This window comes from Jeotgalicoccus nanhaiensis (genome assembly GCF_015235105.1).
In the GTDB taxonomy this organism is placed as follows: Bacteria; Bacillota; Bacilli; order Staphylococcales; family Salinicoccaceae; genus Jeotgalicoccus; species Jeotgalicoccus nanhaiensis.
The window spans coordinates 1-15803 of the sequence record NZ_JADGLW010000005.1; the positions used below are offsets into that span (position 1 = coordinate 1).

The 15803-nt window shown below is 33.3% G+C and carries 13 protein-coding genes; 2 read left to right on the forward strand and 11 right to left on the reverse strand.

Annotated features, from left to right (window positions below; all coding sequences use genetic code 11):
* The first annotated feature begins 275 nt into the window (after positions 1-275).
* The gene (locus IR135_RS07680; RefSeq protein ID WP_167753389.1) at positions 276-1313 is read left to right on the forward strand and encodes a PLP-dependent aminotransferase family protein; all 1038 of its coding nucleotides are present in this window, start codon (positions 276-278) and stop codon (positions 1311-1313) included.
* A gap of 35 nt (positions 1314-1348) precedes the next feature.
* On the opposite strand, the gene IR135_RS07685 is transcribed toward IR135_RS07680, so the two are convergent.
* From IR135_RS07685 to IR135_RS07715, 7 genes are all read right to left on the reverse strand, one after another.
* Positions 1349-1981 carry a GntR family transcriptional regulator gene (locus tag IR135_RS07685; protein WP_135098281.1) on the reverse strand — a complete coding sequence of 211 codons (633 nt, stop codon included), beginning with the start codon at positions 1979-1981 and terminating at the stop codon, positions 1349-1351.
* Between the two features lie 155 nt (positions 1982-2136).
* Entirely contained in the window at positions 2137-2955 is an 819-nt protein-coding gene (locus IR135_RS07690) for a carbon-nitrogen hydrolase family protein (RefSeq protein ID WP_135098283.1), read from the reverse strand.
* A 20-nt stretch (positions 2956-2975) separates the two neighbouring features.
* Positions 2976-4259: a TRAP transporter large permease gene (locus IR135_RS07695; RefSeq protein ID WP_135098285.1), complete on the reverse strand. Its 1284-nt coding sequence runs from the start codon at positions 4257-4259 to the stop codon at positions 2976-2978.
* A complete protein-coding gene (locus IR135_RS07700) occupies positions 4256-4756 on the reverse strand; it encodes a TRAP transporter small permease (RefSeq protein WP_135098287.1) in 501 nt (166 codons plus the stop codon). Before IR135_RS07700 ends, IR135_RS07695 begins: the two co-directional genes overlap by 4 nt.
* Positions 4757-4767: 11 nt before the next feature.
* Positions 4768-5775: a TRAP transporter substrate-binding protein gene (locus IR135_RS07705; protein WP_167753390.1), complete on the reverse strand. Its 1008-nt coding sequence runs from the start codon at positions 5773-5775 to the stop codon at positions 4768-4770.
* 1 nt (position 5776) lies between these two features.
* Complete coding sequence (locus IR135_RS07710; protein WP_167753391.1) at positions 5777-6454, reverse strand: RraA family protein; 678 nt, start codon at positions 6452-6454, stop codon at positions 5777-5779.
* Between the two features lie 280 nt (positions 6455-6734).
* Complete coding sequence (locus IR135_RS07715; RefSeq protein ID WP_135098293.1) at positions 6735-7679, reverse strand: nucleoside hydrolase; 945 nt, start codon at positions 7677-7679, stop codon at positions 6735-6737.
* 264 nt (positions 7680-7943) lie between these two features.
* Between IR135_RS07715 and IR135_RS11780 the strand changes: the two genes are divergently transcribed.
* A complete protein-coding gene (locus IR135_RS11780; RefSeq protein WP_416212705.1) occupies positions 7944-9044 on the forward strand; it encodes a restriction endonuclease subunit S in 1101 nt (366 codons plus the stop codon).
* A 29-nt stretch (positions 9045-9073) separates the two neighbouring features.
* Here IR135_RS11780 and IR135_RS07725 read toward each other — a convergent pair whose 3' ends face one another.
* From IR135_RS07725 to IR135_RS07740, 4 genes are all read right to left on the reverse strand, one after another.
* A complete protein-coding gene (locus tag IR135_RS07725; protein ID WP_135098297.1) occupies positions 9074-10000 on the reverse strand; it encodes a site-specific integrase in 927 nt (308 codons plus the stop codon).
* A 71-nt stretch (positions 10001-10071) separates the two neighbouring features.
* Complete coding sequence (locus IR135_RS11575) at positions 10072-11328, reverse strand: restriction endonuclease subunit S (protein WP_228063461.1); 1257 nt, start codon at positions 11326-11328, stop codon at positions 10072-10074.
* On the reverse strand, positions 11325-12917 hold the full coding sequence (locus IR135_RS07735) for a type I restriction-modification system subunit M (RefSeq protein WP_135098504.1): 1593 nt from the start codon (positions 12915-12917) through the stop codon (positions 11325-11327). Before IR135_RS07735 ends, IR135_RS11575 begins: the two co-directional genes overlap by 4 nt.
* Positions 12918-12985: 68 nt before the next feature.
* A complete protein-coding gene (locus IR135_RS07740) occupies positions 12986-15769 on the reverse strand; it encodes a type I restriction endonuclease subunit R (RefSeq protein ID WP_135098299.1) in 2784 nt (927 codons plus the stop codon).
* Positions 15770-15803: the final 34 nt, after the last annotated feature.

Genomic DNA, 15803 nt, shown 5'->3' on the forward strand with positions numbered 1-15803 from the left:
TGTCTAGCCATGATAGCCCTCCGTACAGATAGTTTATTTAAGTATAAACAAGATAATCTTTAGGGCATAGAAAAACCCGAATAAGAGACGCTTTTTATAAGCTGTCTATTATTCGGGTTACAGTTCACATAGTAGAACTCAATGCTTTTAAACAGGAAAATTCGAACCGAAAAAAATTAAAAGAATCATTAAAAGAAAGTAAAAAAATTAGAAGATACAAGTACTCATTATCTCATATGACTACGAACAGTCTATACTTTCCTCATAAAAAGTGGATGAGCTTTCAAAAGCAGGTCATTGAAAATCATCAATATGAGATTTCACAATTAAGCCATCCGCAGGGGCCGATAGAAGTCCGTGAAGCGATCAGAGACCTGGTAACTATAACGAGAGGCATTAACTGTTATGCAGAACAGATAGTTATCGGAACAGGCACCCAGCCGCTTATCGATCAGCTTGTTGATTTATTTACAGCAGATATTAAAGCAGGGATAGAAAATCCGGGCTACGCCAGGGTACGGGATATGCTTGTTGATAAAGGAATTAATGTAGCGGAAATACCTTTAGATAATAATGGCGCAGATATAGACGCTGTGAAAAAAGAAAACCCAACCTTGCAGTTTTTGACACCGTCGCACCAGTTCCCTACAGGTACGATTATGCCGATATCACGAAGAATTGATCTGCTTAACTGGGCGTCGGAAAAAGAAAACCGCTATATTGTGGAAGATGATTACGACAGTGAATTTAAATACGGAACTGATAATATCCCTTCACTGCACAGCATGGACAAAGAAGAAAAAGTGATTTATATCGGGACTTTCTCTAAAACTATGTTGCCGAGCTTCAGAATGACTTATATGATACTGCCCCTGCATCTTTTGGAATTATATAAAGAAAAACATAAAAACTGGCTGCAGGGCAACAATAGCATACAACTCTATACTTTGAAGTACTTTATCGAATCAGGAGAATACAGCAGACATGTTAAAAAAATGAATCTGCATTATGAAAATAATAGAAATGCACTCATTAAATCATTAAAAAAGCACTTTAAAGATAAGGTGGCAATCGCAGACATTCCAGCAGGCTTGCACTTTACTGCGAAATTCAAGACCCAAAAATCATATGATGAAATAAAAATGTGTGCTGAAAAATACTCTCTGGAATTATACGACATGAGAAGATTCTCCACTGACTACGTTAGTAATGACGACGAATGGAAAAAATATGTACTGGGATTTGCGAGTCTCTATACTGAGGAAATTGATGATATTGTTAAAATACTTTATAAAACGGTGTTTGAAAAATAAAACTATGGTTATCTAAAAATAACCATAGTTTTAAGTTAACTTAAATATAAGCTTTTTCCTTTGCTAATATGATTTTCTAACATTTTTTCTGCTTCATCAAAGTTTTCTCTCCTAAGACAATCATTAAGTAAAATATGATCCTTAAAAGATTCTTGCAAACGTTCTGGATTCTTCGTGAATATTTTTATTCCATGTAGAAAAATTCGATCCGTTATATTATCTAATACTTTATGAAAATGATTATTATCATAAATATCTAAGAATACTTTATGATATTCAATGTCTGATTTTATAAAATTACTTATTTCGTTATTATCTATATATATTTTTTGCTGTTCTACAAGTTTATCCAATACTCTAAGATGCTGGTCATTAAAATTTTTTTTTATTTTTTTGAAAGAAAACAGTTCAATTGCTAATCTTAGATCCATTAAGTCTATTGTTTCTTTTACTGATAATTCTTTAATTAAAATACCTCTTTTTGGTAATATTTCAATTAAGTTATCATTATTATCTAACCTTTGTAAGGCGCCTCTTATAGGGGTTCTACTGATATTAAGCATATCTACTAGCTGTTGCTCTGTAATTACTGGTCCATTAAGTTCTCCTAACAAAATCATTTCTTTTAATGTTTCATACGCTATATCTTTCAAATACTTTTTCTTCATATAAGTATACTCCTATCTTGCGCACTATTACTTGTATATTCTAAATATACTCATTTAAAATACGGATGTGTAGTTTTTTTAAAAAGTTCATAAAAACGATACAAGCGTGCTGGTCACACCATTGCACACTTGTATATTATAAACTATATATTTTTTTATGATAACTCTTTGTAATATTCTGGTTTTCTATTCTGCAGAGATGGTATACTCGTACGTGCTTTATCCACTAAATCCATATCCAAATTAGCATAAATTACACCAGTTCCTTCAGATGCTCTTGAAATCACCATTCCCCAAGGATCAATTACCATACTACTCCCAAAGCATTCTTTCCCTGGCAAATTTTCACCAAATTGTCCTGCAGCTATTACAAAACATTGGTTTTCAACTGCCCTAGCTCTTAAAATTAATTCCCAATGCAACATTCCTGTATACCTTGTAAATGCAGCTGGTATAAACAGTATCTTAGCACCTTCTAAGGCATATCCTCTATATAATTCTGGAAATCTCATATCGTAACAAATACTTAGTCCAGCCTTTCCAACAGGTAAATCAATCATTTTAGGAGATGTACCATTTATAATACTATTTGACTCCATATATTTAGATACACCTTCTATTTCTATATCAAATAAATGTATTTTTTGATATTTACCGATTATTTCTCCATGTGGATTAATTATAAAACTTGTGTTGTATGATTTTTCATTGTTATATTCTTCAAGGATACTTCCTACATGTATAAAGATTGAATGTGTTTTTGCTAAGTTACTAAGCAGTTCAAACGTTTCTCCATTGGGGATAGATTCTGCATGTTTAACCTTATCTTCATCTTTACCCATATAAGTACAATATTCAGGTAGAGAAACTAATTCTGCTCCCTCACTTGCCGCTTCTTCAATAAAATTAGTAATATCGTTGAGATTTTTCGCTTTATCCTGTTTAGTATTCATTTGTACAAGTGCAATTTTCATATTAAAATCCTCCTATAAATTTAATCTGATAATAGAGACGGTAACCACAAAGAAAGTTGTGGGAAAAACGTAATTAATATTAATGCAATAACTAATGGAATATAGAATGGTATTATACCTTTTACTACTTCCTCAAACTTCACTTTCCCGACTTTAGAAATTACATATAATCCTATTCCAACTGGTGGAGTTATCATTCCGAGTAAAAGATTGTATGACATTACAATTCCAAAATGTACTCGATCTATTCCTAGTGAATCGATTATCGGTAACAATATAGGTACCATAATCAACTTAATAGGTATACCTTCCATTACAGCGCCTAAAGCAAGTAGTAATATATTTATAATAAGTAACATCATATACTTATTTTCAGTCATAGAAAGTAAGCCATTTGATAATAACTGCGGTAGTTGTTCAGCGGAAATAATCCACCCCATTGCTGTTCCAACACCGACTAAAAACATTATCAATGCAGTTGAACTGACACTTGCTAAAAAACCTTCTCTTAAATTTTTAAAGCTGAATTCTTTATATATAGCAGCACATATTATTGCATAAGCCGCTGCAATCGCCCCTGCTTCTGTAGGTGTAACTACTCCTCCCAACATTCCACCAAGAATTACAACTGGTGCCAACAAAGCAAAAAATCCTTTTTTAAATGTAGTGCCTACGTAACTAATCTTAAATTCTGTTGCTTCAGGAGCTTCTACTTTGCCAGAAATAATTTGTGTATACACAAAAATTCCGAGGGTCACAGCAATGATTAAACCAGGGACTACACCTGCAATAAATAACTCTTCTACCGATACCTCTGCTAAGTATGCATAAACAATCAAAGGAACACTTGGAGGTATTATACCCCCTATGACTGAAGATCCTAAAACTAGAGCCGCACTGTACCCTTTTGAATAACCTTTTTCAACCATAGCTCTCATTTCTATGGCACCTAATCCTGCCTGATCTCCAACGGCTGTTCCTGAGATACCTGCAAATATGACACTAGCTAATATATTTACTTGAGCAAGCCCCCCACGAACAAATCCTATAATAGCAACACAAAAGTCAAAAATCTTTTGTGTTATTCCAGCAGAATTCATTAAATTTCCTGCGAGTATAAACAATGGGACCGCTAATAACGTATAACCGTAGATCCCTTCTACCGTTTGAATTGGGAATACTTCAAGACTGTAACTGCCAAACAGCAATGCTAATAATGTTGAAAGAATCATTGCAAAAGAAACAGGAAAACCTATTGCTAAGAGTATTAAAAACACCCCGAACATTATAATACCCAGTATCATTTTTCCCCCTCCTGACGTGCAGTGAAAATATCTATATTTCCATCTTTAATTTGTCTAAGATGTTCAATCATTATTAAAGTTACAAGTAACATCAGAAGTACTAAAGGGAAATAATACAACGTATACGGCGCTTCTAATAACAACGTTGATCTGTTGAATCCTTTGATGGCTAAACTTATGGATGTAATGCTTAAAACAATTGAAATTATTAGTAATAGTATGGTGTTGATATACATTATTACTTTACGTGTTTTCTCCTCAAATTTTTCGACAAGAAAAGTAATCATTATGTCTTCTCGATCAGCAACTATTTTTCCAAATCCCAAAAATGTTATCCAAATAATAACAATTCCTAAAAATTCGTGAAGCCATATTATAGAACTACTTGTAAAATATCTCATTACAATTTCGAAAATCATTGTAGCAATGAGAATGATTAAACCTACGAGCGCGATTATTACATAAACATTTGCTATGCTATCTATTAGTTTTCTCACGAAATCATTCCTTATTCTATGGACTTAATAGAATCTATGGTTCCTTTGGGAGCAATTCCATCCTCTTCCATTTGATAATGAAAATCTTCAAAAGCTTCTGACCATTCTACTTTATTTATTTCATGAATTTTAATATCGTGCTCTTCTTGCATTAGAGCAAGCTGTTCGTCAACAACTTCATTTATTCTGTCATTGTTGACTTCTCCTGTTTTGTTTGCAGCATTGATTAAAATGTTTTTATGCTCATCTGTTAAACCCTGAAAAAATTCTTCATTCATAGCCAGCACAATATCTTGCTGATATTCATCAACCATTGACATATGTGGAGCAACTTCAGTAAATTTCATTCCCCATACTAGAGATAATGGGGATGTTGCTGCATCAACTAAGTTTTGATTTAACGCTAAATACGTTTCAGTCCAAGCAATTACAGTCGGATTTGAAGCTACATGAGTATATGCCTCTGAGTATGTTTTAGATTCAAATGACCTTATTTTCAGACCTTTTAAGTCATCTACTGAAACTACTGGTTCTTTAGAAAGTAAAACCCTTTCGGGACCTCTTTTAAAATTTCTCTCATCATTTAAAATTCTCACATTATTCTCAATTAATGTATTATGAATATCCTGCCCTAATTCGCTTTTGTTAAATTTCTGGTAATGTTCAAAATCTCTAAATAAAAATGGTACTGAACTAAGGTTTACTCTTGGATCTAAATCACTAAAATATGTGATACCTTCTGCATAAATTTGTTGAGTACCATTCAGTATATTATCTACTTGGGTTGTTCCCTTACCTAGTTGTTCTGCAGGATAAAGTTGAATAGTGATTTCACCATTACTATTTTCATGAACTGTATCAGCAAAATACTCAAACATTTGTCCTTCAAGAGATTCTTTAGGCATCTTTGTCCCCATTTTTATAACAATATTTTTTTCATCTGCATTAGTCGCATTGTTGCAAGCGCTTACAATTAGAGCGAAAAAAAATATTATTATTAATGAGAGATATTTGTTCATATTAACCATCCTCATTTAACTTTTTATCAATCAACTCATCAGCTTTTGTTAAGCTGCTAAGTACTTTTCCTGCATCAAGCTGTTGTTTTGTAATTGGCTCTTTTTTTTCACTTTCTAATGCTTTTTTCAAAACAGAATTATAATCTAAATCCGAATCAATAACTAAAACTCCATTATCATCTGCTAAAATTAAATCTCCTGGATGAACAGTTACACCACCGCATTGGACAACTGTATTGATTTCTCCACTCTGTCCTTGTAATTTCGTAGTTATAGGCGATAGTCCTGTTGCAAATAAAGGCATATTAATTTCCTTAATTGCTTGAATATCAGTACAGGGACCATCTATGATGATTGCATTAACTTTTCTTGAATTGGCTGCATATGCTACCATTTCTCCCACTGCTGCATGTTTAGTATCACTAGTTCTATCAATGACGATTACATCTCCTTCTGTAGCCATACTTACTGCCTTGTGAACTAACGTTGAATCATCTACAGAAGTTCTAACAGTAAATGCTGTGCCTACAACTTGTACATTCTCTAACATACTTTGGATTCTAGGATCCATAAAACCGTAATGTAAATGATGTCCAATAGTCGCAGGTTCCACCTTATGAAATTCTTCTCGCAATTTCTCTGTAAGTTGTTTGTTTTCTACTCTTTGATTAATAATCATTTCAAAAATCCCCTTTGCTTTTTTATGAATATGTTGTATACAACATGAATATATCATAGGTTATTTTTAATAACAATACAATTATAGTTTTAAAAACTTATCGAATGATAACGCTTACATAATTTTTAGTTATGATAATTTTTTAATAATAATAAGTCCCCTTAAAAATAATAAATTTTAAGGGGACTTATTAAAGGTTCAAATAAATCTATTTATAGCTTCTCTAAAGAATATGGTTAAAGATTGTTCTTTCCCGTTTGATTAACTTAAATTTAAAAATTTACTCTAGACTTTTCAGCACATCATACAAATGTTCTTTAAATAAATCCCTATCTACTTTTTCACACACTCTGACATTTGGCTCTTTACCTAACCGTCCGTTGATATCAACTAAACTGTAGCCGCGTGTCAGTTCTCCCTTTGTTTCAACATCAACGTAATACTTAGTAGACTTCTCCATAATTCTTTCATCAGCTGCGATTGCGACCAGCAGCGTATCAGGATGAGTCGTTCCATCAAGCTTATGTACTTCTTTGTTAAACTTCTTCACTACTTTGTTCACATCTCTAAAGAACCGTGAACCCGCAGTGCCAAAACTTTCAATTTCGGCATGTTCTTTATCGAACATGAGAGAATAATCCGTGCACATATCCCAGCCGACCATAGTCATTTTAATACCTGACTGCAGCACCAGCTTAGCCGCTTCAGAATCAACGTAAAAATTATACTCAGCAGCAGGCACAATATTACCGAGCGCATTATTCGTTCCACCCATAATATACAGATGTTCAATCTTCTTAGTGATACCGGGATCCTTTTTAATCGCCATGGCAATATTAGTTAAAGGTGCAATCGCAAGCAATGATACCTCTCCCGGACTCTCGTTAATAGTATCGATGATAAAATCAATCGCATGCCTCGATTCCGCGGAACGCTCGGGTTTCGGGAAGAAAGAATCCCCCATGCCATCGCTGCCATGCACATCCTCAACAGTCGTATGCTCTTGTTCAGAATTGCCGAAAATTGGACCATCGTATCCCGGATAGACAGGAATATTGTTATGGCCCGCAATCTGTGTAGTATAAAGTGCATTGTCAATCTGCTGATTAAAATCAACATTACCACCAGTAATTGTAATTCCCAGAACGTCGAAATTATGTAGAGCAGTCAGGATTGCAATCGTGTCGTCTCCTGCAGTGTCGGTGTCTATGATTACTTTATTCATTGAATCCCTTCTTCCATCTTCGTTTTCATTAATTATCTGTATCTTAACACAATAATATTCCTTTATATTCAAAGATAAATTACATATAATTCATTATTAAATTTCCATTAAATTCAATCGGATATTATATATTCCATTAAAAGGGTTTTAAGACAAAAAATTAATTAAATAGATTAAAATGACTGGGAACAGCGTAAGTTAAATACAATCGTAGAACGTATAACTCGAAAGAATAAAAATAATGAATCTACACTTCCACTTACAATATCTGCTCAAGATGGTTTAGTAGATCAAAACACGTATTTTAATAAACAAGTAGCTAGCAAAGATATGAGTAACTACTACTTATTAAAAAAAGGTGATTTTGCATATAATAAAAGTTATTCAAATGGTTTCCCTCTTGGTACAGTGAAACGTTTGGATAAGTATGACGAAGGCACTCTTTCGTCATTATATATAGTTTTTAGACCTGAAAAAGTTAACTCAGATTTTTTAAGTATTTACTATGATACAAATAAATGGCATCGTGAAGTTATGAAATTATCAGCAGAAGGTGCTAGAAACCATGGGTTACTTAACATACCTGTTAATAGCTTCTTCGAGAAGAAAATTATTATTCCAATTCATGAAGAAGAACAATTGGAGATTGCTAAATTTCTTAAACGATTAGAAAAAATAATCACCCTTCATCAGCGTAAAATTAACATTTTAAAAACTCTTAAGAAAGTCTATCTTAATGTAATGTTTTCAAATAGAAGTGAAGATATACCACGTTTGCACTTTAAATCTTTTAGTGAAGCATGGGAACAGTGTGAAGTCTCTAATTTATCTCAAAAAACTTTTGGAGGAGGTACACCTAAAACATCTAAAAAAATATATTGGGATGGTGATATCCCTTGGATACAAAGTTCAGATCTTAAAGAACATAATGTAAAAAGTATAAGAGTAAATAAGAAAATTACTAAAATAGGATTGGAACACTCTGCTGCAAAATTAATTCCAAAGAACTCTTTAGCTATTGTGACTAGAGTTGGTGTAGGTAAGGTTGCTCTTATCCCTTTCGAGTATACTACTAGTCAAGACTTTCTATCTTTAAGTAATTTAAATGTAGATAAATATTTCGGTCTATATTTGATGTATCATAATTTGCAAAAAGAATTATTAGCTTTACAAGGAACATCTATAAAAGGGATAACTAAGAAAGAAGTACTTAAAAAAAGAGTGAGAGTTCCTAAAGATTTACAAGAACAAGTATCAATTGGAAAGTCTTTAAAGGAACTAGATAGCTATATTAATCTTCATCAAAGAAAGTTGCACAAACTTAATAAAATAAAACAAGTTTACTTAAATAAAATGTTTATCTAGAGAGAATAATTCTCTCTAGATATTTTTTATTACAAGCTAGATAAATGTCTTATTATTTTATCGTTATCTTGATTGTCTAATTCTTTAATTATATGCAAATATGTTTCCTGAGTAGTTATCATACTGGAGTGTCCAAGTCTTCTTGCAACACTAGCGATAGAGACGCCTGCAAAAAGTAATAGAGAAGCATGTGTATGTCTAAGTCCATGGATTGAAATAATAGGGATATCAGCTTTAATACATAATGCTCTCAATCTATTATTTACCATAGAATTATAGATTCTACCTTTAACGAATATAGGTTTCTCAGGGTCTAATTCTCTAATCATTTGTGAAAACTGCATAGCAACCTGCCAGTCCATTATCACTTTACGGTTTGATGATTTATTTTTAGTTTCCTGCATACCACCTTTTGAAGATTTATAATCCCAAGTTTTATCTACAGAAATACTTTGCTTCGAAAAGTCAAAATCATTTGGAGTCAATGCAAGTGCTTCCGAAAATCGTAATCCTGTTTTTGAAACTAACAGTATAAACCAATCCCAATTAATCTCATCATTAAGATCTAAATTTTTAAGTAAAGCCTGCAATTCAAATTGATTAAGAAATTTGATTTTCTTAGGTCGAGCTTTTCTTCCTTTTATAATCACTTTACGAGTAGGATTCTTATCAATAATTCCCTCATCCACAGCATCCATTATTGCCCCTTTTAACTGATGATGAAAATCCATTGTTGTTTGTTTTTCATGAGTAAAAGCGTAATCATTTAGTATCTGTTGATAACTTTGACGATCTAAATCGTACATTCTTAAATTTGGAGCTAACAACTCTAGTTTCTGAAGGGTCATATAATACTTATTTAAAGTAACATCACGAACAGCTCCGACTTTGTATAATTCAATCCAATCTTCGAAATATCTAAAAAATAGTTGATTCTCTTTCTTTCTCACTGACATAAAAAAACCTCCTAAAATGTAACGCTGATTAGATAAAATCAACGTTACTGATTTTAGAAGATATAAAGTAATTATAAAAACATTTTGTGGAGATATAGACTTTTAAGTTTATTTAAAATGTTAACTTGTTTTTGATGAATTTGGATATCATCATATATATTAGTTAAAAATTCACCGATTCTTTCTTGTTCTTTTAAGTTAGTTGGAACTATAAGGTTAAGAGCACGTAATGACTTTTGACTTACACCCTTAGCAGTAGCCCCACTTGAAATAGAGATTAGATTATTAATCACCAAGGGCGTTCGTAGAATAGTAGCCAAAAATAAATTTGTCATCATCTTCTTATCTGCATCAAAAGCAATAGTTCTTTGGCTCAATATATATCCATTATTATCAGGAACTAGTGCAACATTTCCCATGGGGGCTTCAGTAGTAAATAATACCATTCCTTTTTTTAGATAATTTCCGCCCATCCATCTTTGATATAACTCTTCAGAACCATATTTAGCATCAACATTTTTATCTATAAAACCATTTTTCACATTTAACGCTGATAAAGCTAAATATCCTTTATCAGACCATTTCATTTCTAACTTCTTAGGTGTACGTCCTCTGAAATCAATTATTTTATTGATATTTTCAAAAAACTTGTATTCTTTCCAATTTTCATTAAAATTTTTGAATCTCATTTTTGGGTTAGTTTCACATCTATCTGGAAATATTATACTAAGATAGACTTTTTTAAGAGTTTCTAGCATGTTAATTTTACGCTGATGAAGAGCAATTATTGTATCTAGTGACTTTAAGAATTTCCCTATTTTGTCTTGCTCCTCATTAGATGGAAAATTCCCTATCATATTCTCAATGTTTTTTCTTGTAATATAAAATATAGTAGAACCAGCAGATTCATTTCTCATTTTTTTTCTTGTTATAGAACTCTTAAAAAATGAGTATAGAAAGTCAATATTATAATTAGGTTTAGGTGTCAATCCAATAAAAGTTTGGTTTGTTATTAAGTCATTAGAAACAATAGCAACGACTCCAAAAGTTGCGCTTACAGAAACTATTATAGAGTCTTTGGGAATAACCTTTAAATTCATAGATTTTACAGTATCTTCAGAAACGTATCTTCCACTTGTAGACCCATGAAGATATCTACCTTGGATGTCTTCAATACGTGTCCAAGGAATATCACCTGAAAAAATTTTAGGTTTATCTCTCATAGGTACAATAAAGTTTTTGAAAACCATCTTCAACTTACGCTGTTCCCAATCGTCATGAAAGTCTTTAAACCGCAGTTCAGGGACTTTTCTTTCTTCTTTACTCATCGACGAAACACCTCTTTCGTTGCTTCTATAAGTGCCATTCCGTCTTCATCACCTTCAAGCTCATCTAACATTTCAAGCAGACTTGCTTCCGCTTCAGCAATTTCTTTATTGATAGTTTTAATTTCCTCGTGAAGTGCCTTTATATCTACTGGCTCTTCTTCTTCAAAAGTGTCGACATACCTTGGAATATTAAGGTTATATTCATTTTCTTCAATTTCTTCACGAGTCGCTAAGTAACTGTACTTATCTACCGTTTCACGATTTCTGTACGTTTCTAATATTTTATCTACATCTTCGTCGGTAATATGATTCTGATTCTTACCTTTTTCAAATGATTGTGAGGCATCAATGAAAAGAACATCCTCAGTCTGACGGGATTTTTTAAACACTAAGATTGTCGTTGGAATGCTTGTACCAAAGAAAATATTAGCCGGTAATCCGATTATTGCATCTAAGTAATTCTTCTCTTCTATCAGATATTTACGGATAACTCCCTCAGCAGCCCCTCTGAACAGAACCCCGTGCGGTAAAACAACAGCCATCGTTCCATCATCATCCAAGTGGTGAATCATATGCTGTACAAAAGCAAAGTCTGCTTTAGATTTCGGTGCTAATTTACCGTAGTTACTGAAACGTTCATCTTCCAAGAAAGATGGATCAGCACTCCACTTCGCACTGTATGGCGGGTTGGCTACAATCGCATCAAATTTTTGGTCTTCAAATGCTGGTTCTTCTAAAGTATCCCCATTTTCTATAGAGAAAGCTTTAAAGTTTACATCGTGCAGCAGCATGTTCATTCGTGCCAGGTTATATGTAGTGCTGTTGTATTCCTGTCCATAGTAATGACGTACATGTGCCAACCGGCCTACACGTAACAGCAATGAACCTGACCCGCACGTCGGGTCATATACACTGCGTAAATTCTCTTTTCCTGTTGTAACAATCTCTGCTAAAAGTTTAGAAACTTGCTGCGGTGTATAGAACTCCCCTGCTTTCTTACCTGCAGTCGCTGCGAACTGCCCAATCATATACTCATATGCATCACCAAGCATATCTATTTCCATGTCACTATGCACAAACGGTAAATCCGCTAAATTTAGCATTACTTTAGAAATTAACTTCGTACGGTTAGATACATTATTTCCTAGACGATTTGAAGTTAAATCCATATCAGAGAACAAATGAACAAAATCATCCTCACTGTTCGTACCTAATGTAGATTCCTCTACTTTGTTAATCGCTTTAGACAAATCTTCAATATCAAATTTACCTGCTTCAATATCTTGAACCAGACTGCTGTATAAAAACTCAGGTTCAATGAAGTATCCGATTCTTGTAATGAGCTCGTCAGACAATGCTTCTTTTAACTGTTCATCTTCCCAAGCTTCACTAAATGAAATTTTGTCTTCTTCTAATAAACCATCTACTTCTTCTTCTACTTTTTCCGATAAGAAACGATAGAATATTAACCCTAATATGTAATTACGGAACTCACTCGCATCCATATTTCCACGCAAATCATTAGCGATACTCCATAATTTCTTCTGTAATTCAGCCTGCTGCTGTCTCTGTTTCTCTGTTACTGTCATCATTATAATTACTCCTCCTGAAAATCAACACGACTAACCCCTAAGAAACAATGTTCTCAGGAGTAATTTTACACGCCGTATTTTGCCGTCACTTCTTTAATGTAGTTTTGAATCTTATCCACTTTCTTACGTCGCACTAAGAAAGAACCAGAGATACCCTCTTCAATATCTTTCCGGTAAACCTGACCGCTGAATTGATACTCTGACAGTAACTCATTCAGCTGTTCTTCAGAATAGTCGTTTTCTTTAGCAAACTCATTCAGTTCTTTAATTTTTTGTTCCTCTTCAAAATTCAAATACTCCGCTGCCACATTAGCGTTTCTCCCTAATGTTGGAACAACTGTATCTAGGAATTCTTTAATTAATTCTGATTTCAAACGCAGCTGTTCATCATCCGCACCATCAAGTATATTTCTAATACTCGCAATTTCACGTTTCTGATTACCTTTATTAACCAGATCAATATCATTAATCAGATTAACAATGTAACTTACATTAATCGTTTCGTTTCGGATGATTTCAATTTCGAAGTCTATATCGTCGAGAATTGAAGCTTTCTCCGGATCTGGTTTCTTAATATGTTTTTCATATAAATCTAAGTAGTGACTGCGATAATCCTGATGCTGCTGTTGATCAATTCCAGTCACCTCTTCAGTAAATTCAAACTCGATGAAAGTTTTTAACTTTACTAAAGTTCTGCTCATTCTTCTGAAAGCTTCAACAAATTCTTTTATTTCTTCTTCTTTTTCAATATAGCTTACATGTTCTGGTTCTGGTGCTATCGCTTTTAAAGCATACAGAGCTTTTTTAAATTCAAATAAATAATCTTCATATGGTTTTTGAATCACTGTATCAGTGTCCTCTGTTTGAGAGAACAGTTTTATGGCATCATCAGTTGCCTGCTTTAAATTTCTAAAGTTCACGATATTACCATATGGTTTTGTTAATTTTTCAACTCTGTTTGTTCTGGAATATGCTTGAATTAAATCATGGTGTTTCAAGTTTTTATCGACATATAGTGTGTTTAATTTCTTGCTATCAAAGCCGGTTAAAAACATCCCCACAACAATAAGAACATCTATTTTTTCGCCTCTTATTCCTTTTTTAACTCTTTTCGAGATATCATTAAAATAGCCATCATAGGAATCTAAAGAAAAATTAGTACCATACAAATCATTATAATCCGTAATGACTCGAGCCAGCTGGTCTTTAGCAGCTTCTTTAACTTCTCCATCCCGTGTATCCTGGTTAGCTTCATATGAAAAGATTGTTGCAACTTTCAACTTGTTGTCTGTTTTCTCAGCTTCTTTAGCTTTAAAAGCATCATAGTATTTCATCGCCATTTCAATACTTTGGGTAGCCAATATTGCTGAATATTCTTTTCTGACTGTCTTCTTGGAATGGATATTATATATATAATCTGTAACCAAATCAATACGGTCGTCAGCCATCCATATTTTATTTGCTTCAATTCCTGACACATACTCATCGTTCAAGAACGGATTCTCACCTTTAAAAGTATTTATATACTCAACTGAAAATCCTAAGACGTTTCCATCACGAATCGCATCTTTAATTAAGTAGTAATGCAGACACTTATCAAAAATATCGGCTGTTGCTCTGCCGTCTGCACTTCTGTTCTCTTCAAATCTCGGTGTTCCAGTAAATCCAAAAAACTGAGCATTCGTAAAATGTTTAGCAATCTGAGTATGCATCTCACCAAATTGCGAACGATGGCATTCATCTATTATGAAAATTACTTTATCAGTTTTATACTGATCCATAACTCTTTTATTTCTTTTTACCGCATTGTTGAGCTTTTGAATTGTCGTCACAATCATCGGTTGAGACTTATCTGCAAGCTGCTGCTCAAGTTTTGCTGTATTTTTCGTAAAGTCCACTGAGTCTTTCTGGAACTTATTAAATTCAGCCATAGTCTGTGCGTCCAGGTCTTTCCGGTCTACGAGGAAGATTACCTTTTGGATTTCAGGTCTTTCAGACAATAGCTGACTCGCTTTAAAAGAAGTCAGAGTCTTTCCGCTTCCAGTTGTATGCCAGATATAGCCGTTATTATTAGTTTCTAATGCCTGATTAATTAAAGCTTCTGTAGCATAGACTTGATACGGACGCATCACCATTAAATTATGGTCTGTTTCATTCACTATCATATATCGGCTGATTATTTTAGATAATCTGCATGGTGTACAGAAATCTTCCAGAAAGTTTGTCAGTCTGTTGATTGTATTATTTTTCTCATCTGACCAGTAGAACATTGCACTTTTAAATATTTCTTTATCACTGTTTGCAAAATATCTTGTATTTTGACTGTTACTCACAATAAATAATTGAACATATTTAAAGAGCCCCTTATAGTTATCTCTTCTGTAACGTTCAATTTGGTTAAATGCCTCATTAATTGCTACACCGCTGCGTTTAAGTTCAATTTGAGTCACCGGCAAACCATTAATAAGTATTGTTACATCATAACGCCCTTTGTACTTATCACTCACTGCAACCTGATTTGTTACCTGATATGTATTCTTGCGCCATGAATCTTTGCTGAAAAACTCGAGGTAAATTTCAGTCTCATCATCTCTTCTAAGGACAAATTTATCTCTTAAAATCTGTGCACTGGTAAATACATTCTTACCATTTATTTGAGTCATCAGTCGATCAAACTCACTGTCAGTCAGCGGTTTCCCATTTAATTTATCCTGATGCCGTTCATTTAATATTTTTCTGAAGTTATCAGTAATTGCTTCAATGGAATACAGCTTTACATTCTCAAAACCTTGTTGTCCAAGCTGTTCCATTACTTGATTCTCAAGTGCTACCTCGCTCTGATATCCCATAAAACAACCCTCACTTATAAATATTGGAAGTTAT